Raw genomic sequence first — 25,266 nt, 5'->3', positions numbered from 1 at the left:
TTACTGCCGAACCGCCCCCAGCGACCGCACGCAATCACCACTGCTGCGTCAACACGCTTTGACAATCCTATAGGATAGGAAATAAGCACGGGTTAGCGCTACCATGCAGCGCAGATCCGGCTGACATCCTTCCGCCAGGGAGGAGCGCCCGGCCAGGGAGAGGAATGTCATGATCCGCATCGCCCGTCGGGATGTGATCGTCGCGCTGGGAGCGCGGGTTATTCGATCTGAGCTGTGATGAAGACGCTCGCCCTTGCCCTCGCCCTGACGGCGAGCGCCGCCACTGCGCAGGATAAGGTCGAGAGCGTGATCGGGCCCGACTATGCCGATGCGCCCGAGATGGCGGTCAATCCGAACCAGCCGATGGGATCGCTGCACGGCTTCGTGATGATGTCGGCCGACAGCCGCATCTATCCCGGCATCCGCGCGCTGAAGAACGAGTATACCGCGAAGCTCGACGCCTATGGCAACCGCATAGCCGCGACGGCCGCGCAGCAATCCGAGGCTGCGCCCTATCGGCGCGAGGTGATCGTCTACATTCCGGCGGGCTATAAACCCAACACCGAGACGCCCTTCATGGTGGTGCAGGACGGGCGGGACTATGCGACCCGGGTCGCGCTGGCGCTCGATACGCTGATCGCGCAGCACCGTGTGCCGTCGATGGTGGCGGTGATGATCCAGTCGGGCGGGGGCGATGCGCAAGGCTCCGAGCGGGGCCTCGAATATGACACCATGTCGGGCCGCTATGCCGAGTTCGTCGAGCGGGAAGTACTGCCGCGCGTTGCCGCCAATTACCACATCAAGTTCACCGCGAACCCGGACGGGCGGGCGACGATGGGGGCAAGCTCGGGCGCGTCCGCTGCCTTCTCGATGGCCTGGTATCACCCCGAATGGTACCACCGGGTTCTGTCCTATTCGGGCACCTTCGTGAATCAACAGTCGCCGCCCGACCCTGCGACGCCCGAGGGCGCCTGGGACTATCATGCCCATCTGATCCCCGAGAGCGCGGCAAAGCCGATCCGGATCTGGATGGAGGTCGGCGAGAAGGATCTGCATTTCGGCGACCCTGAATCGACCTTCCACAACTGGCCGCTCGCCAACCGGCGCATGGCGGCCGCGCTGAAGGCCAAGGGTTATGCCTATCGCTACGTGTTTGCGAAGGACGCGGTGCATGTCGATCAGCGCGTCGTGGGCCAGACTTTGCCCGAGGCGATCGAATGGGTTTGGCGGGGCTATCGAAAATGAACGGCTTTTTCAGGAGAGAGATGATGCGGGTTTCGGGGATGACGGCTCTGTGCGGGTGCCTCGCGGCACTCACTTTGGGTGGGGCGGCCAGCGCGCAGACCGCCCCCGCCGACGCGCCATGGCGCAACCCCGCCCTTCCCACCGCGCAGCGGGTCGATGCGCTGATCGCTCAGATGACGGTCGAGGAGAAGGCGTCGCAGCTCGTCAACCAGGCGCGCGCGATTCCGCGGCTCGGCGTGCCCGCCTATGACTGGTGGAGCGAGGCGCTGCACGGCGTCGCGCGCAACGGTTACGCCACCGTCTTCCCGGAACCGATCGGCCTCGCCGCCACCTTCGACCCTGCGACCATCGAGCAGATGGGCGTCGCGATCGGCACCGAGGGCCGGGTGAAGTGGAACCAGGTCGAGCGCGCCGGGACTGAGCATCACATCATGCAGGGGCTGACCTACTGGTCCCCCAATATCAACATCTTCCGCGATCCGCGCTGGGGCCGCGGGCAGGAGACGTACGGTGAGGACCCCTATCTGACCGCGCGGATGGGGATCGCGTTCGTGCAGGGCATGCAGGGCAACGACCCGCATTATTACCGGGTCTCGGCGACCGCCAAACATTATGCCGTGCACAGCGGCCCCGAGCCCGGGCGGCACAGCGACGACATTCCGGTCAGCAAGCATGACGAGGAGGACACCTATCTCCCCGCGTTTCGCGCGCTGGTGACCGAGGGCAAGGTCGAATCGGTGATGTGCGCGTATAACAGCATCAACGGCCAGCCGGCCTGTGCGAGCGACTTCCTGCTCAACGACCAGCTCCGCGACAAATGGGGCTTCAAGGGCCATGTCGTCTCGGATTGCGATGCGATCGCCGATATCGAGCGGGGGCATCATTTCACCAGGACAGTGGCTGAGGCGGCGACGGTGTCGCTGCAGCATGGGGTCGATAACGACTGCACCGAATATGGCCGCATGGCGGGGCCGACCTCGGACTATGACCGTTATACCGATGCGATGAAGCAGGGGCTGGTGAGCCAGGCGGTGGTCGACCAGTCGCTGCGCCGCCTGTTCACCGTGCGAATGCGGCTCGGCCTGTTCGATCCGCCGGCGATGGTGCCCTATGCCCAGATCCCCGACAGCGCGCTCAATTCGCCAGAACATGGTGCGCTGGCGCTGAAGCTCGCGCGGGAATCGATGGTGCTGCTGAAGAATAACGGCCTGTTGCCGCTGAAGCCGGGCGTGAAGCGGATCGCCGTGGTGGGTCCGCTCGCCGACCAGACCGATGTGCTGGCGGGCAATTACAACGGCACGCCGGTCGCGCCGGTGAGCGCGCTCGACGGCATCCGCGCTGCCTTTCCGGGCGCCGAGATCGTCTTCGAGCCGGGCACCAATTTCCTGCGCACCGCCCAGGCCGTGCCGGCGACCGCGCTGTCCAACGGGGACGGGCAGCCGGGGCTCAAGGCCGAATTCTGGCGCGGCAGTGATTTCAGCGGCGCGCCGGCGGTGAGCCGGATCGATGCGGTGATGACCTTCGATCGCAACATGCCGCCGCCCATCACCGACGCACCGGTGGTTTCGGCGCGCTGGACCGGCTTCGTCACCGCGCCGGCCGATGGGCTTTACAAGATCGGCATCAATGGCCGCGCCGCGCGCTTCTGGCTCGACGGCAAGCTGATCGCCGATAACAGCGACCCGCAGCAGCGCGGGCCCAACCTTGCCGAAATCAGGCTCGAGAAAGGCCATCGCTACGCAGTGAAGATCGAGCAGACACCGAGCCGTTTCCCGCCCAATCTGGTCTGGGCGCCGGTGCTCGAGGATCCGCTCGGCCGCGCCGTCGCGGCGGCGAAGACCGCCGATCTGGTGATCGCGGTGGCCGGCATCACCTCGGCGCTCGAAGGCGAGGAAATGAAGGTTGATGTTCCCGGCTTCTCGGGTGGCGACCGTACCAGCCTCGACATGCCAGCCGACGAGGAAAAGCTGCTCGAAGCCGTGAAAGCCACCGGCAAACCGCTCGCGCTGGTGCTGATGAACGGGTCGGCGCTGTCGGTGAACTGGGCTGCCCAGAATGCCGATGCGATCCTCGATGCCTGGTATCCGGGCCAGGCCGGCGGCACCGCGATCGGCGAAACCCTCTCGGGCGCCAATAATCCGTCGGGGCGCCTGCCCGTCACTTTCTACAAGGGCGTCGATCAGCTTCCGGCGTTCAAGGATTATGCGATGGCCGGGCGGACCTATCGCTATTTCACCGGCGCGCCGCTGTACCCGTTTGGCCATGGCCTCAGCTATACCAGCTTCGCCTATGGCAAGCCCGTGCTGTCGAGCGCATCGCTGAAGGCCGGCGATACGCTCGGCGTCGATGTCGATCTCAGCAATACGGGCAAGGCCGATGGCGACGAGGTAGCGCAATTGTATCTGAGCTTCCCCGCCGCGCCCGGCATGCCGATCCGGGCACTGCGCGGATTCCGTCGCGTGCATCTCGCCGCGGGTGGGCACGCCCGGGTGCACTTCGATCTCGATGCGCGCGATCTGTCCAGCGTGACGCAAGCGGGCGACCGTATGGTGGCGCCGGGCGTGTACACGCTCACGGTCGGCGGCGGCCAGCCTGGGACCGGTGCGGTGACGACCGCGGCGCGCTTCAGCATTGCGGGACGCCTGCCCCTGGCCGAGTGACCTTCAGACCACGACCATCGCCACCGCCGCGGCCGCCATCACGGCGGTCGCGGTCCAGCCGAAGAATTGCAGCGGACGTGAGGCGACATAGTCGCCCATGGTCGCCTTGCGGGTGACGACGATCATCATCACCGCCATGATCGGCACCGCGACCACGCCGTTGATCACCGCGCTCCAGAACAGGGCTTTGATCGGGTCGATCGGCGACCAGTCGATGCCGATGCCGAGCAGAACCGAGACAGTGATGACCGCATAGAAGCCGCGCGCTTCCCAGGGCTTGTGCTCGAGCCCGATCTTCCAGCCGCGCGATTCGCCGATCGCATAGGCAGTCGAGCCGGCGAGCACGGGGATCGCGAGCAGACCGGTGCCGATGATGCCGAGGCTGAACAGCAGGAAGGCGAACCGGCCGGCGATCGGCTTCAGCGCACTCGCCGCATCGGCTGCGGTGGTGATGTCGGTCTTGCCCGCCGCATGGAGAGTCGCCGCCGTGCCGATCATGATCGCGAGCGCGACCAGATTGGACACTGCCATGCCGGTGACGGTGTCGAGGCTGATTCGGCGGAATTCACCCGGGGCCTCCTTCGGCGCGTCCCTCAGCGCGTGCTTTGCCTTGTCCTGGTCGATCTCCTCGACCTCCTGCGAGCTCTGCCAGAAGAAGAGATAGGGGCTGATCGTCGTGCCGAAGACCGCGACGACGGTGGTGACGCCGGCCGCACCGGCGATGGTCGGCCAGACCATGCCCTTGCCCGCCGCCAGCCAGTCGACATGGACCATGAAGACCAAGGCGACATAGGCGAGCAACACCAGCGTCAGCCATTTGAGGATGTTGGAATAGCGATGATAGGGCGCGAACATCTGCAGCAGCAGCGAGGCGATCGCGAAGACGAAGGTGAAGACATGCTGGCCCCGGCCGACCACCAGTTGCGCCGCCTCGCCCATCGCCGCCAGATCAGCGCCGATATTGATGGTGTTGGCGACGAACAGCAAGGTGACGAGACCGGTGACGATCCAGCGCGGCAGGATCTTCGCCATGTTGCGGGCGAGCCCGGCATCAGTGACGCGGCCGATCCGAGCGCTGACGAGCTGCACCGCCGTCATCAGCGGAAAGGTGAGGACAAGCGTCCAGAGCAGGCCGAAGCCGAATTGCGCGCCGGCCTGGGAGTAAGTGGCGATGCCGCTCGGATCATCGTCAGCCGCGCCGGTGACGAGGCCGGGCCCGAGCTGCCTCAGCACCGAGGCGGGTTCGGCATGCTCTTCAAGGCTCGCTTCGACCTCTGCTTCGGGGCTCATTCTTCATCCTTCGCTTCGGGACGGCGGCGGCCGGTCGCGCGGGTCATCGGATCGGGTTTTCGTGGTGGGCGCCAGCCGGGCGGCGGCGTCGGGCGTGCCTGGCTGGTGCCCAGGCCCATGCTGCCGGGCTGCTGGCGGATGAGCCCTGATGTGTCGGCGTCCGCGGCGTCCGCCGTCGAGGCGCCGCCACGGAGCAGGCTCAGCTGGTCGCGAAGACGTCGCGCCTCTTCGAAATCGAGCGCTTCGGCGGCAGCCTCCATTCGCCGTTGCAACTCCTCGATCTCGGCGGTCATCGCGGCACAACGCGGCAGAAGCGAAATCGACCCGGAAGGAGGTGCGGCATCATTCCTTGTCGATCTGGTAGGAGAGCCAGCGCATCGCCATGCCGAGTACCGAGCACAGCATGCCGCCGATCAGGCACGCCATCAGCACCGGGCTTTGCTGCGCCGCCTTCCAGGAAACCACGCCGAGCAGCAGGACGCTCAGGGTCGACACGAGATAGCCGATGGTCTTGACGATATTGGGCGTCTGCATGCCGATTCCCCTCGCGAACGAAGCGTGTCCATGCCCGAAAGCAGCAAAAGGCCGGACGCAGCATGACTAGGGCAAGACCGCTCCGAGCGCGACCGTGTCGAGCCCCAGCCAGTCAGCCATATGGCGCAGCTCGACAGTCAGGCGCTCGAGGGTGTCGGGCGGTGCACCCGGTTCGAGATGGACGCTGCGCGCGAGCAGCGTCGACGCCTGGCGATCGGCCTTGAGATCGACCCGGGCGACGATCCGGTCGTCGAGCAGGAAGGGCAGGACATAATAGCCGTGCACCCGCTTCTCCGCCGGGGTGTAGATCTCGATCCGGTAGCGGAAATCGAACAGCCGCTCGGTGCGGCTGCGTTCCCAGACCAGCGGATCGAACGGGGCGAGCAGGGCCGCCGCCCGTACGCGGCGCGGCCGCTTCGCGTCGCGGTGGAGCCAGGCCGGATGGCTCCAGCCCTTTATCGTGACCGGCATCAGCACCCCCTCCTCGGCGAGTGCCGCCACGGCAGCGCTGGCGTCAGCGGGCGCGAGCCTGAAATAGTCGCGCAGGTCAGTCGTGGTCGCAATACCATGCGCGCGGGCGGCGCGGTCGATCAGCGCCCGGTGCGCCTCCCCCCTGGGCGGAGTCGGCAGCGCCAGGATCGACGCCGGGATGACGCGCTCGGTGAGATCATAGACCCGCTCGAAGCTGCGTCGCCGGGTAGCGGTGGTGATATGGCCTGCCCAGAACAGCCATTCGAGTGCGCGCTTGGTGTCGCCCCAGGCCCACCAGCCGGAACGGCTCTTGCCATGCTCGAAGTCCGACGCGGCGAGCGGCCCCTCCGCCGTGATCCGTGCGAGGATCGCCTCGGCCTCGGCGCGGCGCTCGCCGGCGAAGATGCGCATGCCGTTCCAGCCGGCCTCGCCGCGATCAGCCTCCGCCATTCGCCATCGCAGCAGCGGATGGAGCGCGAGCGGCAACAGCGAGGCCTCGTGCGCCCAATATTCGAACAGCCTCCGCGCGCTCTTGCGGCCCCAGGCGGCGCGATCGAGCAAGGCGCAGTCGTAGCGGCCGAGCCGCGAAAAGGCGGGGAGATAATGCGCGCGGACCAGCACGTTCACACTGTCTATCTGGTGGAGAGACAGCCGGTCGATCGTGCGGGCGAGGTGGCCCTGGCCGATGCGCGGCGGCCGCGACGGGCCGAAACCCTGGGCTGTGAGCGCGATCCGTCGCGCCTGCGCCAGCGACAGCTGCTCGCTCAGGACTGTGCCGCCCGGCCTGCGGCGCGCGCATAGGCCTCGGCCGCAGCGCGCTCGCGCGCGTCCTTGAAGGCGGTCGCGGGATCGGGCGCTTCGCCGAGCGCGTGGAGCAGGGTCCATAGCGCGAAGCGACGGCCCGGCTCGCGCTCGGTGCCGAAGGCGGTGCCGAGCCGTTCGATACCGAGCTCGATCGCGCCTTCGTCGAGCGTGTCGAGATCGGCCGTGCCGAAGAAATGATGGAGGAGCGCGTCGAGATCCAAAGCTATTCCCCGATCAGGTGCAGCGCGAGGGTACGCCGGTGCGGGCGCCGGCGGTGCTCGAACAGATAGATGCCCTGCCATGTGCCGAGCGCCAAGTGGCCATCGACCAGTGGGATCGAGAGCTGCACCTGAGTGAGCGCGGTGCGCAGATGTGCCGGCATGTCGTCAGGCCCCTCATCGTCATGCGCATAGGCGGATGGATCCTCCGGCGCGATCCGCGCGATCCAGGCTTCGAGGTCGCTACGGACCTCGGGCGCGGCATTTTCCTGGATCAGCAGCGAAGCCGAGGTGTGGCGGCAGAAGATCGTCAGCAGGCCCTGTCGCATTGCCTGCGCGTCGATCCAGGCGGTGATATCGCGGGTGATCTCGGCCAGCCCCTGTCGCCGCGTCTCGATCGTCAGCATGCCTGTCGCCTGTCTCATATCGAATGCTATACCCCGACTCTGATCGACGGTGCGAGCCTGGAAGGATCGACTCATGGACGACGATACCCCGCCCGTGGCGAGCAAGCTGACTCGCTCCAAACAGCGCTGGGCGAGCGAAGGCAAGTTCCTGACCGGCCATATCGCGCGGCCAGAGACCGAGCGGCTGCCCCCGGGCCAGCATCTCGTCCGCGACTGGCCGGTGCTCGATCTCGGCCAGCAGCCGAACGTTCAGCTCGCACGGTGGAAGCTGGCGATCGGCGGGCTGGTCGAACACCCGGTGACGCTCGACTGGGCCGGTTTCATGGCCTTGCCGCAGACCGGCATCAGATCGGACATCCACTGCGTGACGACCTGGTCGCGCTACGACAATGACTGGCAAGGCGTCGCGACGCGCGACCTGCTCGATCTGGTGCAGCCGAAGGATGAGGCGGGCTATCTGATGCTGCACGGATCGGACGGGTACACCACCAATGTGCCGCTCGCCGATTTTGCGGTGCCGAATGCGATTCTCGCGCATGGCTGGCAGGGCAAGCCGCTGGCGCGCGAGCATGGCGGGCCGGTGCGGCTGGTCGTGCCGCACCTCTATTTCTGGAAGAGCGCGAAGTGGATCAGCGGGATCGATTTCCTGCCCGCGGACAAGCCCGGCTTCTGGGAGGTGAACGGATACCACATGCGCGGCGATCCATGGGCTGAGGAGCGCTATTCCTGAGGCACGCGGGGATTGAGGCGCCGGGGACATGGCCGGCGTCGTTCATGTCTCCCAACAGCGCCCTCACGCCGGGTTCCCGGCCAGGCACGTCCCCGGTTCGCGCGCTCGGGGCCGGAGGTGTGCGCCCGTGCCGCGATACGGCTCCTCCGAAATGATCAGGAAGCGGCGCTCTTCGCAGTCCTTGACTTCGCGGTCTTCACGGGCGCGGCTGCCTTGGCCGGCTTGGCGGCGGCGCGATCGAGGGCGCGATTGCGCCGCTTGTTGGCGGTGCGTAGCTGTCCCATGGGAAATCCAATCGTATCGGAGGGTGTCACAGCGCCTGGCCGGTCGCCGGCCGCTGCCATGAAGTCAGTGTCCATGGTCACGATATGCGGCCCTTTACAAGCGCTATCAGCGTCGCGCTGCGCCCGCTCAGAGGCCCCGACGGCCAAATCCTGACGGGGCCTGCACCGGCGCAGGAGCCAGGGCGGCTGCGGGCTGGGCCGCGGGTTTCGGCTCGCGGGGCCTTTGGAGTCGTGGGTCGGGATCGGGCCGACCGCCGGGGTAGCTGTTGCCACTCCAATCCTCAGTGCCGGTCGGCGCACTCGGCCAGAACAGCAGCGAGCCATACATGAACAGATTGAGCAGCAACCCGGCCAAGGTTCCGCTGCCGTGACCCAGGGCCATCGCGGGAACGGTCATGGCGACGAACCGGTCGATCATTATCGCTCCGATCCAGCCCAATATCACGAAAAGCGGATTCCAGCCGATATCGCGGAGGCGCTTCGCCAGAAAGGCAAGCGAGAACCACAGATAAATCGGCATGACCACCAGAAGCAGGACGATGAGGAGGCTCGACCCGCCGATCGATGCGCGCGCATTGCCTGGTGTGAGGCCATGCGGTGCGAGACCGAGGAACAGGGCGACGACCAGCAGCGTCATGAACAGCCCGAACACCAGCGAGATCAGGAAATATTCGAGCCGTCCCATCCGGCCGCCGAAACCGAGTATCGTGTGAAACATGGCCGCCCTCCCGCCGCTCGCGCCATCCTGCACCAGTCGGCCTTTACGCATTCGAGGCGGAGATGGTTAACGGCCCGGCAGAATAAGGGGGTTGCGCGTGACGACAGGGCGGCGCCGTCGGAGGAATATCATCCCGCCCCCAGGCTCAATCCCACCGCCTCGGCGACCTTGATCCCGTCGACCGCCGCCGAGAGGATGCCGCCGGCATAGCCTGCGCCCTCGCCTGCCGGGAAAAGTCCCGCGGTGTTCAGGCTCTGAAAATCCTCGCCGCGCGTGAAGCGGACCGGCGACGAGGTGCGCGTCTCGACCCCGGTCAGCACGACGTCCGGGTGATCATAGCCCTTTATCTGCCTGCCGAACACGGGCAGCGCCTCGCGCATCGCCGCCACCGCGAAATCGGGTAGGCACTCAGCCAGATCGGTGAGGTGAACGCCCGGGCGGTAGGATGGAATCACCTGGCCTAGCGTTTCGGACGGCCTCCCGGCCAGGAAATCGCCGAGCTTCTGCGCGGGCGCCTTGTAGCTCGAGCCGCCGGCGACATAGGCGAGCGACTCCCAATGGCGCTGGAAGGCGATGCCGGCGAGCGGGTCGCCCGGGTAATCGCGCGCCGGGTCGATCGCGACGACGAAGCCTGAATTGGCGTTGCGCTCGTTGCGCGAATATTGGCTCATGCCGTTGGTGGCGACGCGGCCGACCTCCGATGTCGCCGCCACCACGGTGCCGCCGGGGCACATGCAGAAGCTGTAGACGGTGCGGCCGTTCGAGCAATGATGCGACAGGCTGTAATCGGCCGCGCCGAGGATCGGATTGCCGGCGTCGGCGCCGAACCGGGCAGTGTCGATCCAGGATTGCGGATGCTCGATGCGGACGCCGATCGAGAAAGGCTTCGCCTCGACATGGACGCCGGCCGCCTGGAGCATCGCGAAGGTGTCGCGTGCGCTGTGGCCGATCGCCAGCACGACGTGGTCGGCCTCGAGATAGTCGCCGGTGTGGAGATGCAGGCCGCGCACCTTGCGGGCGCCGGTTGAATCCTCGGCGATGTCGAGGCCGGTGACCCGGTGTTCGAAGCGATATTCGCCGCCGAGCGCCTCGATCGTCTCGCGCATGCTCTCGACCATCGTCACCAGGCGGAAGGTGCCGATATGCGGATGCGCCTCGGTGAGGATCTCCTCGGGCGCGCCGGCCTTGACGAACTCGGTCAGCACCTTGCGGTCGAGATGGCGCGGATCCTTGATCCGGCTGTAGAGCTTGCCGTCGGAGAAGGTGCCGGCGCCGCCCTCGCCGAACTGCACGTTGGATTCGGGGTTGAGCACGCTGCGCCGCCACAGGCCCCAGGTATCCTTGGTGCGCTCGCGCACGACCTTGCCGCGATCGAGGATGATCGGGCGGAACCCCATTTGCGCGAGGATCAGGCCGGCGAACAGGCCGCACGGGCCCGCGCCGATCACGACCGGCCGCTTCCGGGCGCCGTCCGGCGAGGCCTTGGTGACGAAGCGATAGCTCGTGTCGGGCGTGCGCTGGACGTTGCGGTCCTTGCGGAAGCGGGCGAGGACGGCTGCCTCGTCCTTCACATTCACGTCGACTGAATAGACCAGCAGGATGTTCGCCTTGTCGCGGGCATCATGGGCGCGGCGCGCGATGACATGACGGACCAGCTCGCGCGGCGTGATCCGGAGCCTTTTGCAGATCGCCGCGGGCAGCGCCTCGTCCGGATGGTGGAGCGGGAGCGTCAGTTCGGTGAGACGGAGCATGGTTCGGGCTCTAGCGGGTGGCAGTGCGGCGCGCCATTCTCCTATCGACGCCCTATTCCCGGTACGCGCCGGTGGTGGCAAAAGCTGGCCCGTGACCCGCAAGATCATCCATGTCGATATGGACGCCTTCTACGCGTCGGTCGAGCAGCGCGACGATCCTCGCTTGCGGGGCCGGCCGGTCGCGGTGGGGAGCGCGACCGGGCGTGGGGTGGTCGCGGCCGCGAGCTATGAGGCGCGGCGCTTCGGTGTGCGATCGGCGATGCCCTCGGTCACTGCACTCAAGCGGTGCCCCGAGCTGATATTCGTGCCGCACCGCTTCGACGTCTATCGCGCCGTCTCGCAACAGATCCGCGCGATCTTTCTCGATTACACACCCTTGGTGGAACCGCTCTCGCTCGACGAGGCCTATCTCGACGTGACCGAAAATCTCAAAGGCCTGCCGTCGGCTACCGAGACGGCGACGGAGATTCGGGCGCGGATCTTCGAGACGACCGGGCTCACCGCGTCGGCGGGCATTTCCTACAACAAGTTTCTCGCCAAGCTCGCGTCGGACCAGAACAAGCCGAACGGGCAATGCGTCATAACCCCCGGCGCCGGCCCTGCGTTCGTCGCGGGGCTCGAGGTCGGGCGCTTCCACGGTGTCGGGCCCAAGACCGCCGAGCGGATGAACCGGCTTGGCATCCGCACCGGCGCCGATCTGCGGGCATGTGAACTGGCCTTTCTGCTGGCGCATTTCGGCAAGGCGGGGGCCTGGTATCACGCCATCGCCCGCGGCGAGGATGATCGCCGCGTCAACCCCGACCAGCCGCGCAAATCCTCGGGCTCGGAGACCACTTATGAGGTAGATCTGGTCGAGCCGGAGCAGGTCGAGGCCGGTGTGCGAGCGATGGCCGACGACGTATGGGCGTGGTGCGAGAAATCCGGTGGGCGCGGGCGGACGGTGACGGTGAAGGCGCGCTATGCCGATTTTCGGCAGGTCACCCGGAGCCGGACCCGGGCCTCGACGGTCGGCGATCGGGAGACGCTGCATGAAGTGGCGCTGGCCCTGGTGCGGACCTTGTTTCCGCTGCGCGCCGGTATCCGGCTTATCGGTGTGACGTTGTCGACCTTCGATCACACCGGCGACGAGGCGCAATTCGATCTTCTGCGGCAGGCGGATGGCGGTCGATGACGATTCCACTCTTCCGACAAGAATAGCAAAATTACGACACCGAAGATTCGAATGGTGCGGCGCAACGTTATTATATTCAAATCAGCGCACCTATCATGTCGACAGATTCAAACATATTCTTGCGTTCGCGCATATAAATCTTGTTGGGCGGATGCCTATCGTTCCGTCGCGCTTCTGGTATCGCCCCGGCCACCAGTCCTGGCGCGGTATCGCAGTCGCGTCACGATCCATAGATGGGATGATAGCGTTTCACGCCGTCGGAACAGTTTATGGGGGCGCCGCTGCCTCTGTCCGCCCGATAATCCCTCGCTTGGCCCCGTGCTGTGCGTTTTGGGCAGCAGCAGCAGCGGTGCCCTGGTGCGTGGACTGGGTTCGAGGCAGCGTTAGAAGAAGCTTGCGATCCACCAGGTCAGCGCGCCGATCAGCGCGGCGGCGGGGAGCGTCACCGTCCAGGCGATGACGATGTTGCTCGCCACGTTCCAGCGCACCGCCGACAGCCGTCGCGCTGCGCCGACGCCGACGATCGCGCCGGTGATCGTATGAGTCGAAGAAACTGGCACGCCGAAGAAGATCGCCAGGAACAGGGTGAGCGCACCGCCGGTCTCGGCGCAGAAGCCCTGGGCCGGGGTCAGCCGGGTTATCTTCGAGCCCATGGTGTGGACGATCCGCCAACCGCCCGACATGGTGCCGAGCGCCATCGCCGCCTGGCAGGCCAGCACCACCCAGAGCGGCACATGGAAGCCGCCGCTCAGCATGCCCTGCGAATAGAGCAGAACCGTGATGATCCCCATCGTCTTCTGCGCATCGCTGCCGCCATGGCCAAGCGAATAGAGAGCGGCGGAGATGAGCTGGAGTTTGCGGAAGCGCTTGTCGACCCCCATCGGCGTAAGCTTCAGGCTGGTCCAGGCGACGACCAGCACCAGCAACAGCGCAAGCACAAGGCCGAGCGCCGGCGACGCCACGATCGCGACCACCGTTTTGATCACGCCGCTCCAGACCACGCCGCTGAAGCCCGCCTTGGCGAGGCCGGCGCCGAACAGGCCGCCGAACAGCGCATGGGTGCTGCTCGACGGGATGCCGAGCGCCCAGGTGATGACGTTCCAGGCGATCGCCCCGATCAGCGCGGCGAAGATCACCTGCGCATCGACGATATTGGCCGAGATGATCCCGGTGCCGATGGTCTGGGCGATGTGTTGCGGGAACACGGTGAAGGCGATGAAATTGAAGAACGCTGCCCAGATCACTGCCTGATAGGGCTTGAGCACCCGGGTCGAGACCACGGTCGCGATCGAATTGGCGGCATCGTGGAGGCCGTTCAGGAAATCGAACAGCAGCGCCACGCCGATCAGGGCGATCAGAAAAGGGAGGGAAAGTGTCACCGGCGGTTCAGGCGTGGTCGATCACGAGACCCTGGATCTCGTTTGCGACATCCTCGAACCGGTCGACGATCTTTTCGAGATGGCTGTAGATCTCGCGACCGACGATGAAATCCATCGGCGCGTTCTGGCCATGCGCCTTGAACAGGGCTTTCAGCCCGGCGTCATGGATGTCGTCGGCATGGCCCTCGATCTTGATCAGCCGGGCGGTCAGATCATGGAGCCGGCCTGCATTGCTGCCGAGCGACCGGAGCAGCGGGATCGCCTCCGCGGTGACCCGCGCCGCCTCGACGATGATCCCGGACATGTCGCGCATCTGCGGCTCGAATGTCGTAACCTCGTAGAGCTCGATCGATTTGGCGGTGCCGTTCATCTGGTCGATCGCATCGTCCATCACGCCGATCAGGCTGGTGATCGCGCTGCGGTCGAACGGGGTGACGAACACGCGGCGCACGTCCTGCAGCACGTCGCGGGTGATATCGTCAGCCTCATGCTCGCGCTTGACGATCTCGGCGATATTCTCCGCGATCGGGCCTTCAGCGTGGAGCAGCTTGGCGAGCGCATCGGCACCGGCGACAAGGGTTGCGGCATGGGCCTCGAACTGATCGAAGAAACGCCCCTGAGTCGGCATCAGCGACTGGAACCACGCGACCATCGGAACCCTCTTTCTTGCCTTGCTTCGAAACGCCGGCAGCACGCGCTGTGCCAGACTGGCCGGTATCACGGGCTCTCGAAACCCGCTGATAAGCGCCTTTAGTTGCAGTTCTGTGACATTCTTAGCTGCGTCTTCCAGATAGAACCAGCCGGTATCGCGCTGGCCCTGTTCCGGCCAGGATTCGACCTGCTCGACGACGGAGATTGGGAAAACCGTCACCTCGAGCGTACGGCTCCGCCCGGTGCGCCGGCGTTTCAGGTACGTGAACGTGCCGAGCGGCGTCGGGCACGGAATGCCGCGGACTCCTGCCTCCTCGAACGCCTCTTCGGCGGCCGATTCATGCGGAGCAAGCCCCGCGATATGGTTGCCCTTGGGGATGACCCAGCGGCGCGTGTCGCGCGAGGTGATGAGCATCACCTGCGCGCGGCCGTCTTCCATGATGCGGTAGGGAAGGGCGCCGACCTGGTCGATAGTCGCTTCTTTCGATTTCCCGATGCCGCGCCGTCGCGGCAGCTATGTTACAGAATGAAGACAGTGAAGAATCACGACTGGGCACGCGAGTCCAGCCCCTTGAGCTCAGCAGCCGAGCCGTTCGGCGAGATCGACAAGGCTTTTCGTCTCATAATCCCAGTCCTGCCGCAAATGCCGGTCCGGCGCTGCCCGGCCCCCATATTCGAGCGGGCGATCGACATAGGCGGCCGCGAGTCCGCAGGCGCGTGCGGCAGCGAGATCGCTGTGATGCGCGGCGACCAGGCAGAGACTGGCGGGGGCGATGTCGAGCGCCGCTGCGGTGCCGAGATAGGCCCGGGGATCGGGCTTGTAGGCTTGCGTGATTTCAGCGCCGAGGATCGCATCCCAGGGCAGGCCGCCGCGCCGCGCCATTTCGAGCATCAGCGCGATATTGCCGTTCGAAAGGGTGACGATCGGATAGCGGCGCTTAAGCCTGGTCAGCCCTTCGACCGCATCCGGCCAGGGGTCGAGCCGCCGCCAGGCACGGGCGAAGTCGGCCCGCTTGGCCTCGCCCATGGAGACGTCATGACGATCGAGCAGCGTATCGAGCGTCTCGCGGTTGAGGATGTCGAGCCGGACGAACGGCCGCCGTCCGGAACGGCATTCCTCCATTGCCGGCTGATAGAGGCCGCGCCATGCATCGGCGAAGGCCGCGGGATCGATATCAGTGCGGCCGATATCGGCGAAGAAGCTCGTCGCCTCGCGGCTGATGCTCGTGCGCCAGTCGACGACCGTGCCGAAGACATCGAATGCCAGCGCGCTGACCGCGGCACTCACACCGCGTCGGCGACAATCGCGCGGAGCGCCTCGACGAGCGTGCGCGTCTCGGCTTCAGTGCCGATCGTCATGCGCAGGCCGTTGGCCAGCCCTTGCCCCGGCAGCCAGCGGACGATGATGCCGCGCTCCATCAGCTGATGATAGGCGACCTCGGCGGTCAGCGCGCCCTCGAACAGGACGAGCAGGAAATTGGCGTGGCTCGGCACGACGCGCAGGCCGGCATTGCCCAGCTTTGCGATCTCGCCGGCGAGCCAGGTGCGCCACTTGATATTGTGGGCACGGCTATGTTCGATGAAATCGGTCGCGCCGAGCGCTGCGATCGCTGCCTGCTGGCCGGCGGTGGTGATGCAGAAGGGCGCGCGGATCCGGTGCATCGCCGCGACCGCCTCGGCCGAGCCATAGCCCCAGCCGATCCGCTCGGCGGCAAGGCCGTGGATCTTCGAGAAGGTGCGGGTGACGATCACGTTCGGCGCATGGCGGGCGAGATCCAGGCCGCCATCATCCTCTTCGGGCATCAGATATTCGGAATAGGCCTGGTCGATCACCAGCATCACGTCAGAGGGCAGATTGGCGTGGAGGCGCAGGATCTCGCCGCGCGGGGCATAGGTGCCGGTCGGGTTGTTGGGATTGGCGATGAAGACGATCCGGGTGCGCTCGGTGACGCAGGCGAGGATCGCGTCGACATCGGTCGCATGGTCCTTGTCGGGCGCGACGACGGGATGCGCGCCGACGCGTCGGGTCGCGATCTCATAGACCGAGAAGCCGTAACGGACGAAGATGACCTCGTCGCCGGGCCCGGCATAGGCGCCGGCGGCGAGGTGAAGCACCTCGTCAGAGCCGGTGCCATAGATGATCCGCGCCGGATCGAGATCATGATAGGCGGCAAGCGCCGCGCGCAGCTCGGCCGCGCTGGCGTCGGGATAGCGCGAGAGATCGCCGACATGCTTCGAGAAGGCGGCCTGCGCCTCGGGGCTGGTGCCGAGCGGATTCTCGTTCGACGAGAGCTTGGCGACAGGCGCGCCGCTGTCAGTGGTGGATCGCCCCGGCACATAGGGGGCGATCGCCATGATCCAGTCTTTGGGCTTGGGTGCAGTCATGCGTGCGCCCTAGCGGGGGGCGGGGGAGATTGGAAGATCAGCCTTCAGTTGGGCCGCTTCCTGAGCGTCGGCCTTGGATGGTGGCGCACCGGCGCCGGGCCATTATGCCGGCGCGGCTCGCGGGCAGCATGCTCCGGCCCGCCCTGGACTGCCTCGAAGCGGACGCCGCCTTCGGCTTCCTCGCCCTCGGTGCGCTTGACCGAGGCCATGAACTTGCCGGCGATCGCGCGGGGGATCTGGAACATCGTCTCGTTCGGGGCGATGCGGATCGCGCCGACCTCGTTCTTGGTGATATGGCCCCGCCTGCAGATCAGCGGCAGGATCCAGCGCGGATCGGCATTCTGGCGGCGGCCGATATCCATGCGGAACCAGACGACGTCATCGAAGCCTTCGCGGTGATGCTCCTTGCCGGCAGGCTGCGTGGCGCCCTGAGTCAACATCTCTTCAGGGGCGGGCAGGCGGGCGCGGTAGGTCTTGACCAGGGCGGCCGCGATATCCTCGGGCGATTTCTGTTCGAGCAATTGCGCGGCGAGGGCGCGATCATCGTCATCGACCTCGACGGTTTCGAGCAGCATCGACATCAGCCGGGTGCGATCGGCCTTGCGGATATCGTCGGCGGTTGGCGCATTGACCCATTCGACCGCGATCCGCGCGCCGCGCAGCATCATCTCGACGCGGCGCTTGCGCTGGAACGGCACGATCAGCACCGCGGTGCCCTTCTTGCCGGCGCGGCCGGTGCGGCCCGAGCGATGCTGAAGCGTTTCGGCGTCGCGCGGCAGCTCGACATGGATGACGAGGCTGAGCGTGGGAAGGTCGATGCCGCGCGCGGCGACGTCGGTCGCGACGCAGACCCGGGCGCGCTGGTCGCGCAGCGCCTGCATCGCTGCGTTGCGCTCGTTCTGGCTGTGCTCGCCCGACAGCGCGACCGCGGCGAAACCGCGCTCGACCAGGCTGGCGTGGAGATGGCGGACATTGTCGCGCGTCGCGCAGAACAGCATCGCCGATTCGGCTTCGTGGAGGCGGAGCAGGTTGACGACGGCATTCTCGATATCGGCCGGCGCTACCGTCACAGCCTGGTAGCTGATATCGCCGTGCCCCCGATCCTCGCCGACGGTCGAGATGCGCAGCGCGTCGCGCTGGTAGCGCTTGGCGAGCGCGACGATCGGCTTGGGCATGGTCGCTGAAAACAGGAGCGTACGGCGCTGGTCGGGAGTCGCGTCGAGGATCTGTTCGAGATCCTCGCGGAAACCCATGTCGAGCATCTCGTCGGCCTCGTCGAGGATGACTGCCTTGAGCGAACCGAGATCAAGCGCGCCGCGCTCGATATGGTCACGCAGCCGCCCGGGCGTGCCGACGACGATATGCGCGCCGCGCGACAAGGCCCGCCGCTCGCTCGACGCATCCATGCCGCCGACACAGGTGGCGATCCGCGCGCCGGCCTTTTCATAGAGCCAGGCAAGCTCGCGGCTGACCTGGAGCGCGAGCTCGCGGGTCGGGGCGATGGCAAGCGCGAGCGGGGCGCGGGCTGGCGGCATCGTGCCTTCCTCGCCGAGCAGTTGCGGGGCGATGGCGAGGCCGAAGGCGACTGTCTTGCCCGAGCCGGTCTGGGCCGAGACGATCATGTCGCGACCCACGGCTTCGGGTTCGAGCACGGCGGCCTGGACGGGGGTAGGCGCGGCATAGCCACGGGCGGAAAGCGCTTCGGCGAGAAGCGTGGGCAGAGATGAGAAAGGCATGATCTTCCGGATATGGGGATGCGGCGCGGGCGCGGCAAACATGGGCCCTAGCACGGATGCGCGGCTAAAGCACCTGTCCTGCGGCCCAGCCGCTCGCCCAGGCCCATTGGAAGTTGTAGCCGCCGAGCCAGCCGGTCACGTCGACCGCCTCGCCGATGGCGTAGAGGCCCGGTACGCGGCGCGCTTCCATGGTCTGCGAGGACAGGCCGTCGGTCGCGATGCCGCCCGCGACCACCTCGGCCTTGGCGAGGCCCTCGGTACCGTTGGGCGTGAAGCGCCAGTCGGCGAGGCGGCGTGCTGCTTCGTCGAGACGCTTGTCGGTGAGCGCCCCGAGCTCGCCGTCGATTCCGAGCCGATCAACAAGGGTATCGGCGAGGCGGGCGGGCAGGTGGCCAGCCAGCGTGTTGCGCAACCCCGCACGCGGTTTCGCGCGCTTTGCCGCGGCCAGCCAGCCGGGCGCGAGGTCGGGCAGGAAGTCGATACCGATCGACTCGCCGTGCCGCCAATAGGAGGAGATCTGCAGGATCGCGGGGCCCGACAGGCCCTTGTGGGTGAACAGGGCCGCCTCGCGAAACGCGGCCTTGCCGCAGCGCGCGACCACGTCCGCCGCGACGCCCGAGAGCGAGCGGAACAGGGTTTCCTCGCCGCCCAGCGTCAGCGGGACCAGCGCGGGGCGGGGTTCGACCACCTTGAGGCCGAAGCGGCGGGCGAGATCATAGGCGAAGCCGGTCGCGCCCATTTTCGGGATCGAGGGGCCGCCGGTCGCGATCACCAGCGCCGGCGCGGTCGCGGTGCGGTCCCCCCAGGTGACTCGGTATTGGCCATCGGCGTGATCGACGGCGCGGGCGGGATGACCGAGGCCGATCGTCACCTTGCCCGCATCGCACTCGTCGAGCAGCATCGCGACGATCTGCCTTGCCGACCCGTCGCAGAAGAGCTGGCCGAGCGTCTTTTCATGCCAGGCGATGCCGTGGCGATCGATCAGGGCGATGAAATCCGCCGCAGTGTAGCGGCCGAGCGCCGACTTGGCGAAATGCGGGTTGGCGGAAAGGTAGCGATCGGGCGCCGTGTTGATGTTGGTGAAATTGCACCGCCCGCCGCCCGAGATGAGGATCTTCTTGCCGGGCTCGTCGGCGTGATCGAGCAGCAGGACGCGGCGGCCGCGCTGGCCGGCGGTGAGCGCGCACATCATGCCGGCAGCGCCGGCGCCGAGGATGATTGCGTCATAGGATTGGGGGGTGCGATCAGGCATATTGGCGGTTGCCATACAGGTTCTTCGTCATGCCGGACCTGTTCCGGCATCCACCGACCCGCAAGTGCCGCAATGGTTGCTGTCGCGGCGTAGTGGACCCCGGAACAAGTCCGGGGTGACGATCTGGATATGTCTCATGCCACCGGCAACCTCAGCCGGAAGCACGCCCCGGCCGGCACTTCCTTCGCCACGATCGTCCCGCCGGTCGCGGCCAGCAGCGATCGCGCGATGGCGAGGCCGAGGCCGGCGCCGCCTGCCTCGCGGCGGCCGGTGAAGAAGGGTTCGAAGATGCGTTCGAGATCGGCGATGGCGATGCCGGGACCGTCGTCGCTCACCCATAATAGCACGCCGTTATCGGCGGGCTCGATCCGGATGGTGACTCGCTCCGCCCCGGCCTGGCGACTGTTCTCGACCAGGGTCTCGAGCAGAGTCTCGACCACTTCGGGCGTGATCCGCGCCATCGGCGCGGCCGATGCAGCGACCTCGATCGCGAAACGATCCGACCGGAAGGAATCGGCCACGCGCCGTGCCGCGGCGGCGATGTCGGCGCGGGCATCGGCGTCGACATTCGCCATGTCGGCGCGGGCGAGATCGAGCAGCCGCTGGACGAGGCGGGAGAGGCGGTCGGCATCGGCGGCGGCGTTGGCGATGAAGCGGCGGCGCTCCTCCTCGCTCATCTCCTCGCCATGCTCGTCGAGCAGTTCGAGCGCGCCGCGAATCCCGGCGAGCGGCGTCTTGAACTCGTGGCTGACCGCCGCCGCGAAATCCTTGAGATAGCGCGAGCGGCGCTCGATCCGCTCGGCCATGGCGCGGAAATTGTCGTAGAGCTGGGCGATCTCGACCGCAGCGGTGACCGGCGTGTCGGGCACCGCGACCCGGCCGCGCGCGATATCCTCGCTCGCCCGGGCCAGCGCGTCGATCGGTCGGGCGATGCCGCGCGAGAGAAGAGCCACGAGCACCAGCAGGGTCATCAGGATGAGCGCGATGCCGAGCGCGATCTTGCCGCGATCCTGATAGAGGCCGACGAACAGCCCGCGCGGCGTGCGCGACAGCATCACCACGCCGATCACCCGGCCCTGGTCGATCACCGGCCGGGCATGATGGACCCGGATCGCATAGGCGCGGCTGATCACCGCGAGCCAGCTCTGCGGCTCATATTGGCCGCGCGCGCGCAGCACGGTGCGCGGCCGGCCGGCGAGCGCGGTCCGGACTTCGGGCAGGTCGGCATAGCTGACCAGCACATCGTCGCGGCCGAGCACGACCACGCCATGCGCGTCGAGCAGCCGGGTCGCGGTCAAGGTCACCGCCGCCGCGTCGCTCGCCATGGGGAGCAGGATATGGGCGACCCGGACGGCATGCGGATCGGGCATGCCGCGCCGGACAGGGGCCGGGCGGGGCGGCAGGACGGGCATGGTGCGCAGGTCGATCGTCGGGGCCTCCGGCGCGAGGAAGCGGCGCGAGCGATCAGGGGCGCCGTCGCGCCAGGCTGATTTATAGGCTGAGGCAAGCACGACGCTCTGCGAGATCAGCTCGGCCTCGGTCTGCTGGACGATCGTGTTCTCATAGACGCGCAGGAACAGCGCCGCGACCCCGGGGAGCGCCGCCACGAACAGGAAGGTGCCGAGCAGGATGGTGCGCAGCCTGAGCTGGGGCCAATGCGCCTTGGCGAAATCCTTGAAGGCCCGGATCAGATTTGGGATCAACCGCAGCTGCCGATCCGATAGCCGATCCCGGCGCGGGTCTCGATCAGGTCGGCCTCGCCGAACTTCGCGCGCAGGTTGCGGACATGGCTGTCGATCGTCCGGTCAGTGATGGCGAAGCCGGGGCCGTGCAGCCGGTCAATGATCGAGTCGCGCGAAAAGACCCGGGCGGGCATGCTCGCGAGCAGCAGGAGGAGCTGGAACTCGGTGGCGGTCAGCGGCACCGGCACGTCGTCCCACCGCGCTTCCCAGCCCTCGGTATCGAGCGCCAGCCGGTTGTGCGTGATGCTCGCGGGCTGCGGGGCGGTCGCCACGCCGCGCTTCAGGATCGCCCCGACCCGGGCGACCACTTCGCGCGGCGAGAAGGGCTTCACGACATAGTCGTCGCCGCCGATCTCGATGCCGACGATCCGGTCGATCTCGTCGTCGCGTGACGACAGGAACAGGATCGGCAGCGCCGCGCCGGCGCCGCCCGCGGCGCGCAGCCGCCGGCACAGGTCAAGCCCGTTGAGCCGCGGCATATTGATGTCGAGCACCATCAGATCGGGCATGTCGCGGCCGATCGCGGCGAGCGCCTCCTCGCCATCGCCAGCCTCGCTCGGCCGCATCCCCGCCTTGCCGAGCGCGAAGACGAGCAGCTCGCGGATATGGGGATCGTCATCGACGACGAGGATGCGGTGGCTCATGGGCTTCATCAGTGTCTTCCAGCGGGGGATCGGTCAACAATGGCCCGGCGTGTAGAGGCGGCGAGTCGATGCCTGATCCGGCCGATGTGGAGAAACGGTGCAGGCGCCGATTCCTCCCTGTTCCGGCGGCCACAACAGGGAGGAACAGGGAGGCTTTTCTTTTTTCGGGCCTTTTGCGGCGATTTTTCCGGAAAAATATGCCGTGTAATCAAATAGATGATGCCATTCTCCCTGTTATGTGGAACAGGGAGCTGTGTTGGAGATAACAGGGAGACGCTGCCCCGGAACAGGGAGGCGCCGGGTTGGCGCAACCGTGGCAAGGGGCGGAATCGTCATGGCGGGGGGCATTGCCACCGACGGATGTCGGGTTGAATCGCTGACCGCCGGAAGCCCGCTTATCCCGCGTCGTTGGCGAACGCCTGTTCCGACCGCGCGTGCAGCGCCCAGAAGTCCGGGATCTCGCGGCCGACGAGCTTTGCCTCGAGCACAGCAAGGTGCGACTGCCAGCCGGCACCGGTGCCGGCGCGCGCCGCGGGGGTGACGCCGCTATGCGTCAGGACAAGCCGGGTGCGGTCGCCCTCCGGGAACAGCGCGAACTCGGCCACGCCGTTCCCGTCGCCCTCGAAGGTGAAGGCGAGCAGGCGCGGCGGATCGATCCGGACGATCTTTTCGTGGACGACGATCCCCTTGTACGCAGCATAGGCCGGCGGATAGGGCACCTTCTCGGCCGACAGATTGTCGTGATCGAAGATCAACTCGACATCGCCGCCGTCCCGCAATTCCATGTTTCCCGCAGCGAACCAGCGGCCGCGCTTGTCGGAATCGGTCAGCCATTCCCAGACAATGTCGATGGGCGCGTCGAGCAGCCGCTCGAAATGCAGCGACCGGGTCTCAGGTGCGGTGTCCGTCATGAAGCTTCCTCCAGGATGCGGGCGAGGCTGCCGAGGATCATCGTCCAGCCCTTGCGGGTCTGTTCCTCATAGGACGCCCAGGCCGGATCCATCTCGTGGGTGAGGGTGAGGGTCGAGCCGCCGTCCCTGGCGGCGATCTCGATCGCGACGCGAGTCCATTCGCCTTCCCCGGCCGGGTCGGCGCGGAACAGGAAGACCAGGCGACGCGGGCGATCGATCACCTGGTACAGGATATGGTGACGGGCATCCCCTGAAGCGCGGCGCTCGACGATCAGCGCACGGCCGCCGACGCGCGCATCGATCTCGACCTCGAGCATCTCGCCGTCGGGCGTCGCGAACAGGAATTTGCCCGCAATTGCCGGGTCGAGCCACGCATCGAATATCGTTTCGGGCGACGCATCGAAGTCGCGTGAGACAGTCAGGACGACGGGTGTACTCATGCCGCGCGCTCCTTCTCGGCCTTGATCAGCGCCTCGAGCACATCGAGGCGCGCGTTCCAGAATTTCTCCCATTGCCGCAGCCAGATTTCGGCTTCGCGCAGCGGCTCGGCCTGGAGGCGGCACAATTGCTGCCGGCCGGCCTTGCGCCGCTCGACCAGCCCGGCGCGCTCGAGCGCCTTCACATGCTTGGCGGCGCCGGCGAAGCTCATCGCGTGCGGTGCGGCGAGTTCGCCGATGCTGCGCTCGCCGTCCGAAAGGCTGGCGAGCATCGCCCGGCGGGTCGGATCAGCGAGCGCGGCGAAGATCATGTCGAGTCGTTCAACCATTTGGTTTATCTATTCCGGTCGGCGCCGAATTGTCAACCTCCTGGTTTAATGATGGTGCGGAGAACATGCCCTTGCGAGGCAGGCGCGCCGGGGCCAGATCCGGGCTCTACCGAGGAGATCGCCATGCACCGATTCGCCCAGCCCATCTTCATTGCCGCCGGCCTTCGCACCCCGTTCGGGAGAGGGGGCGGGGCGCTTGCCGACCATGACGCGATCACCCTGGCGGTGCCGGTGGCGCAGGCGATGGCCGCCAAGGCGCGGCCCGACCTGTTCGTCTGGGGCACGGTGATCCCGAGCCTTGGCTGGAGCAATATCGGCCGTGAGATCTGGCTCGATGCCGGGCTCGATCCGACCGTGCCCTCTTTCTCGGCGGTGCTCGCCTGCTCGACCTCGATGGTCGCTGCGTTCGCCGCCGGCGGGATGCTCGGCGGCGACAAGGACCTTGCCCTGGTCGGCGGATCGGAAGTGATGAGCAATCCGCCGATCGGGCTGAAACTCGAGGCGTCGAAGCGGATCGTGAAATTGTTCCGCACCAACCCGGCCGAGGCGCTGTCGGCGCTTCAGGCACTCACCCCCAATGATCTCGTGCTACCGATCAAGGGCTTCGCCAATCGCATCACCGGGCGAACGATGGGCGACCATATGGAGGAGACGGCCCAGATCTGGGGCATCAGCCGCGAGGCGCAGGACGACTGGTCGCTGAAGAGCCACCAGCGCGCCGTCGCCGGCTGGGAGCGCGGGTTCTTCGACGATCTCGTCATCCCGCTGCCCGAGATTCAGCGCGACGCCAATCCGCGTGCCGACACCTCGATCGAAAAGCTCGCGAGCCTCAAGCTCGCTTTCGATCCGGAGAGCGGCAAGGGCACGCTGACCGCCGGCAACAGCTCGCCGATCACCGATGGCGCCGCCGCCTGCTGGGTCGCGACCGAAGCCGGGCTGAAGCGGCTGCCCGAAGGCACACCTTATGCCGAGCTGGTCGATCACGAGATCGCCGCGGTCGACCATGCCGAGGACGGTCTGCTGATGGCGCCGAGCTTCGCCATTCCCCGGCTGCTCGCGCGGCACGGGTTGCGTTACGGCGACATCGCCTTGTGGGAAATCCACGAGGCGTTTGCGGCGCAGGTGCTCGCCAATGTCGCGGCGCTGGAAAAGCCGGGCTGGACGCGGGAGCGCGCCAGGGTCGATTTCGATTTTGGGGAATTCCCCTGGGACCGGGTCAATCCCAATGGCGGCTCGGTTGCGATCGGCCATCCCTTCGCGGCGACCGGTGCGCGGGATTTCAGCCAGGCGGTGAAGGAGTTGTGGGCGATGCCGAGCGGCACGCTTGCCGTGGTCAGCGTCTGTGCCGATGGCGGGCATGGGACGGTGGCGCTGCTGCGGCGGCCGTGACCGTTTCAGGGCGGATCGGCGTTTGATACCGCTATAAGGGATTCACGCGAAGACGCGAAGGCGCGAAGAGGTTATCGCAAGGCGGGCTTTTTGCTCCTCAGGTTTGAGGTGCCCGAAGAACGCGGGAT

The 25,266-nt window shown here is 66.9% G+C and carries 24 protein-coding genes; 5 read left to right on the top strand and 19 right to left on the bottom strand.

Features of this window, described 5'->3' with window-relative positions:
- Positions 1–237 precede the first annotated feature (237 nt).
- Positions 238–1,245, top strand: a complete 1,008-nt coding sequence (locus ABD050_RS19460) for an alpha/beta hydrolase (protein ID WP_343891156.1) — start codon at positions 238–240, stop codon at positions 1,243–1,245.
- Between the two features lie 23 nt (positions 1,246–1,268).
- Complete coding sequence (locus ABD050_RS19455) at positions 1,269–3,905, top strand: glycoside hydrolase family 3 C-terminal domain-containing protein (RefSeq protein WP_343891155.1); 2,637 nt, start codon at positions 1,269–1,271, stop codon at positions 3,903–3,905.
- Between the two features lie 3 nt (positions 3,906–3,908).
- On the opposite strand, the gene ABD050_RS19450 is transcribed toward ABD050_RS19455, so the two are convergent.
- The 6 genes from ABD050_RS19450 to ABD050_RS19425 form a co-directional block, all read right to left on the bottom strand.
- Positions 3,909–5,195, bottom strand: a complete 1,287-nt coding sequence (locus tag ABD050_RS19450) for an NRAMP family divalent metal transporter (protein WP_343891154.1) — start codon at positions 5,193–5,195, stop codon at positions 3,909–3,911.
- Positions 5,192–5,488: a UvrB/UvrC motif-containing protein gene (locus ABD050_RS19445; RefSeq protein ID WP_343891153.1), complete on the bottom strand. Its 297-nt coding sequence runs from the start codon at positions 5,486–5,488 to the stop codon at positions 5,192–5,194. The genes ABD050_RS19450 and ABD050_RS19445 overlap by 4 nt, the downstream gene beginning before the upstream one ends.
- A gap of 49 nt (positions 5,489–5,537) precedes the next feature.
- Positions 5,538–5,729 (bottom strand): hypothetical protein, encoded by a 192-nt coding sequence (locus tag ABD050_RS19440; protein WP_343891152.1) that lies wholly within the window; start codon positions 5,727–5,729, stop codon positions 5,538–5,540.
- 66 nt (positions 5,730–5,795) lie between these two features.
- Positions 5,796–6,851: a winged helix-turn-helix domain-containing protein gene (locus ABD050_RS19435; protein WP_343891216.1), complete on the bottom strand. Its 1,056-nt coding sequence runs from the start codon at positions 6,849–6,851 to the stop codon at positions 5,796–5,798.
- Between the two features lie 113 nt (positions 6,852–6,964).
- Positions 6,965–7,225: a hypothetical protein gene (locus ABD050_RS19430; RefSeq protein WP_343891151.1), complete on the bottom strand. Its 261-nt coding sequence runs from the start codon at positions 7,223–7,225 to the stop codon at positions 6,965–6,967.
- 2 nt (positions 7,226–7,227) lie between these two features.
- Positions 7,228–7,647, bottom strand: a complete 420-nt coding sequence (locus tag ABD050_RS19425; protein WP_343891150.1) for a secondary thiamine-phosphate synthase enzyme YjbQ — start codon at positions 7,645–7,647, stop codon at positions 7,228–7,230.
- Positions 7,648–7,702: 55 nt separating this feature from the next.
- Here ABD050_RS19425 and ABD050_RS19420 point away from each other — a divergent pair, with 55 nt between their 5' ends.
- The gene (locus ABD050_RS19420; protein WP_343891149.1) at positions 7,703–8,359 is read left to right on the top strand and encodes a sulfite oxidase-like oxidoreductase; all 657 of its coding nucleotides are present in this window, start codon (positions 7,703–7,705) and stop codon (positions 8,357–8,359) included.
- A 411-nt stretch (positions 8,360–8,770) separates the two neighbouring features.
- On the opposite strand, the gene ABD050_RS19415 is transcribed toward ABD050_RS19420, so the two are convergent.
- Both ABD050_RS19415 and ABD050_RS19410 read right to left on the bottom strand, forming a co-directional pair.
- Positions 8,771–9,361: a DUF805 domain-containing protein gene (locus tag ABD050_RS19415; RefSeq protein ID WP_343891148.1), complete on the bottom strand. Its 591-nt coding sequence runs from the start codon at positions 9,359–9,361 to the stop codon at positions 8,771–8,773.
- Between the two features lie 128 nt (positions 9,362–9,489).
- Complete coding sequence (locus tag ABD050_RS19410) at positions 9,490–11,112, bottom strand: NAD(P)/FAD-dependent oxidoreductase (RefSeq protein WP_343891147.1); 1,623 nt, start codon at positions 11,110–11,112, stop codon at positions 9,490–9,492.
- 118 nt (positions 11,113–11,230) lie between these two features.
- Here ABD050_RS19410 and dinB point away from each other — a divergent pair, with 118 nt between their 5' ends.
- A complete protein-coding gene (gene dinB, locus ABD050_RS19405) occupies positions 11,231–12,283 on the top strand; it encodes a DNA polymerase IV (protein ID WP_425542488.1) in 1,053 nt (350 codons plus the stop codon).
- A 383-nt stretch (positions 12,284–12,666) separates the two neighbouring features.
- On the opposite strand, the gene ABD050_RS19400 is transcribed toward dinB, so the two are convergent.
- The 11 genes from ABD050_RS19400 to ABD050_RS19350 all read right to left on the bottom strand — a co-directional run bounded on the left by ABD050_RS19400 (position 12,667) and on the right by ABD050_RS19350 (position 23,749).
- Positions 12,667–13,662 (bottom strand): inorganic phosphate transporter, encoded by a 996-nt coding sequence (locus ABD050_RS19400; RefSeq protein WP_343891145.1) that lies wholly within the window; start codon positions 13,660–13,662, stop codon positions 12,667–12,669.
- 7 nt (positions 13,663–13,669) lie between these two features.
- Positions 13,670–14,785 carry a DUF47 family protein gene (locus ABD050_RS19395; RefSeq protein ID WP_343891215.1) on the bottom strand — a complete coding sequence of 372 codons (1,116 nt, stop codon included), beginning with the start codon at positions 14,783–14,785 and terminating at the stop codon, positions 13,670–13,672.
- A gap of 105 nt (positions 14,786–14,890) precedes the next feature.
- Entirely contained in the window at positions 14,891–15,601 is a 711-nt protein-coding gene (locus ABD050_RS19390) for a haloacid dehalogenase type II (protein WP_343891144.1), read from the bottom strand.
- Positions 15,598–16,698 (bottom strand): histidinol-phosphate transaminase, encoded by a 1,101-nt coding sequence (gene hisC, locus ABD050_RS19385; protein ID WP_343891143.1) that lies wholly within the window; start codon positions 16,696–16,698, stop codon positions 15,598–15,600. Before hisC ends, ABD050_RS19390 begins: the two co-directional genes overlap by 4 nt.
- A gap of 44 nt (positions 16,699–16,742) precedes the next feature.
- Complete coding sequence (locus ABD050_RS19380; protein ID WP_343891142.1) at positions 16,743–18,434, bottom strand: DEAD/DEAH box helicase; 1,692 nt, start codon at positions 18,432–18,434, stop codon at positions 16,743–16,745.
- A gap of 64 nt (positions 18,435–18,498) precedes the next feature.
- Positions 18,499–19,701: a BaiN/RdsA family NAD(P)/FAD-dependent oxidoreductase gene (locus ABD050_RS19375; RefSeq protein ID WP_343891141.1), complete on the bottom strand. Its 1,203-nt coding sequence runs from the start codon at positions 19,699–19,701 to the stop codon at positions 18,499–18,501.
- A gap of 119 nt (positions 19,702–19,820) precedes the next feature.
- On the bottom strand, positions 19,821–21,389 hold the full coding sequence (locus tag ABD050_RS19370) for an ATP-binding protein (protein ID WP_343891140.1): 1,569 nt from the start codon (positions 21,387–21,389) through the stop codon (positions 19,821–19,823).
- Positions 21,386–22,081: a response regulator gene (locus ABD050_RS19365; protein WP_343891139.1), complete on the bottom strand. Its 696-nt coding sequence runs from the start codon at positions 22,079–22,081 to the stop codon at positions 21,386–21,388. Before ABD050_RS19365 ends, ABD050_RS19370 begins: the two co-directional genes overlap by 4 nt.
- Positions 22,082–22,467: 386 nt before the next feature.
- Complete coding sequence (locus tag ABD050_RS19360; RefSeq protein ID WP_343891138.1) at positions 22,468–22,983, bottom strand: SRPBCC family protein; 516 nt, start codon at positions 22,981–22,983, stop codon at positions 22,468–22,470.
- Positions 22,980–23,423, bottom strand: a complete 444-nt coding sequence (locus ABD050_RS19355) for an SRPBCC family protein (protein WP_343891137.1) — start codon at positions 23,421–23,423, stop codon at positions 22,980–22,982. The genes ABD050_RS19360 and ABD050_RS19355 overlap by 4 nt, the downstream gene beginning before the upstream one ends.
- Positions 23,420–23,749: an ArsR/SmtB family transcription factor gene (locus ABD050_RS19350; RefSeq protein ID WP_343891136.1), complete on the bottom strand. Its 330-nt coding sequence runs from the start codon at positions 23,747–23,749 to the stop codon at positions 23,420–23,422. The genes ABD050_RS19355 and ABD050_RS19350 overlap by 4 nt, the downstream gene beginning before the upstream one ends.
- Positions 23,750–23,872: 123 nt before the next feature.
- Between ABD050_RS19350 and ABD050_RS19345 the strand changes: the two genes are divergently transcribed.
- Entirely contained in the window at positions 23,873–25,138 is a 1,266-nt protein-coding gene (locus ABD050_RS19345) for a thiolase family protein (protein ID WP_343891135.1), read from the top strand.
- Positions 25,139–25,266 lie beyond the last annotated feature (128 nt).

This window comes from Sphingomonas oligophenolica, from assembly GCF_039522915.1.
Classification (GTDB): domain Bacteria; phylum Pseudomonadota; class Alphaproteobacteria; order Sphingomonadales; family Sphingomonadaceae; genus Sphingomonas; species Sphingomonas oligophenolica.
This window is presented reverse-complemented; position numbering and strand designations above follow the sequence as displayed.

Excerpts from the sequence above, each read along its gene's own strand:
- ABD050_RS19460 (WP_343891156.1), top strand. The coding sequence starts at position 238 with ATGAAGACGCTCGCCCTTGCCCTCGCCCTGACGGCGAGCGCCGCCACT.
- ABD050_RS19455 (WP_343891155.1), top strand. The coding sequence starts at position 1,269 with ATGCGGGTTTCGGGGATGACGGCTCTGTGCGGGTGCCTCGCGGCACTC.
- ABD050_RS19450 (WP_343891154.1), bottom strand. The coding sequence starts at position 5,195 with ATGAGCCCCGAAGCAGAGGTCGAAGCGAGCCTTGAAGAGCATGCCGAA.
- ABD050_RS19445 (WP_343891153.1), bottom strand. The coding sequence starts at position 5,488 with ATGACCGCCGAGATCGAGGAGTTGCAACGGCGAATGGAGGCTGCCGCC.
- ABD050_RS19440 (WP_343891152.1), bottom strand. The coding sequence starts at position 5,729 with ATGCAGACGCCCAATATCGTCAAGACCATCGGCTATCTCGTGTCGACC.
- ABD050_RS19425 (WP_343891150.1), bottom strand. The coding sequence starts at position 7,647 with ATGAGACAGGCGACAGGCATGCTGACGATCGAGACGCGGCGACAGGGG.
- ABD050_RS19420 (WP_343891149.1), top strand. The coding sequence starts at position 7,703 with ATGGACGACGATACCCCGCCCGTGGCGAGCAAGCTGACTCGCTCCAAA.
- ABD050_RS19415 (WP_343891148.1), bottom strand. The coding sequence starts at position 9,361 with ATGTTTCACACGATACTCGGTTTCGGCGGCCGGATGGGACGGCTCGAA.
- ABD050_RS19410 (WP_343891147.1), bottom strand. The coding sequence starts at position 11,112 with ATGCTCCGTCTCACCGAACTGACGCTCCCGCTCCACCATCCGGACGAG.
- dinB (WP_425542488.1), top strand. The coding sequence starts at position 11,231 with ATGGACGCCTTCTACGCGTCGGTCGAGCAGCGCGACGATCCTCGCTTG.
- hisC (WP_343891143.1), bottom strand. The coding sequence starts at position 16,698 with ATGACTGCACCCAAGCCCAAAGACTGGATCATGGCGATCGCCCCCTAT.
- ABD050_RS19380 (WP_343891142.1), bottom strand. The coding sequence starts at position 18,434 with ATGCCTTTCTCATCTCTGCCCACGCTTCTCGCCGAAGCGCTTTCCGCC.
- ABD050_RS19375 (WP_343891141.1), bottom strand. The coding sequence starts at position 19,701 with ATGGCAACCGCCAATATGCCTGATCGCACCCCCCAATCCTATGACGCA.
- ABD050_RS19365 (WP_343891139.1), bottom strand. The coding sequence starts at position 22,081 with ATGAAGCCCATGAGCCACCGCATCCTCGTCGTCGATGACGATCCCCAT.
- ABD050_RS19360 (WP_343891138.1), bottom strand. The coding sequence starts at position 22,983 with ATGACGGACACCGCACCTGAGACCCGGTCGCTGCATTTCGAGCGGCTG.
- ABD050_RS19355 (WP_343891137.1), bottom strand. The coding sequence starts at position 23,423 with ATGAGTACACCCGTCGTCCTGACTGTCTCACGCGACTTCGATGCGTCG.
- ABD050_RS19350 (WP_343891136.1), bottom strand. The coding sequence starts at position 23,749 with ATGGTTGAACGACTCGACATGATCTTCGCCGCGCTCGCTGATCCGACC.
- ABD050_RS19345 (WP_343891135.1), top strand. The coding sequence starts at position 23,873 with ATGCACCGATTCGCCCAGCCCATCTTCATTGCCGCCGGCCTTCGCACC.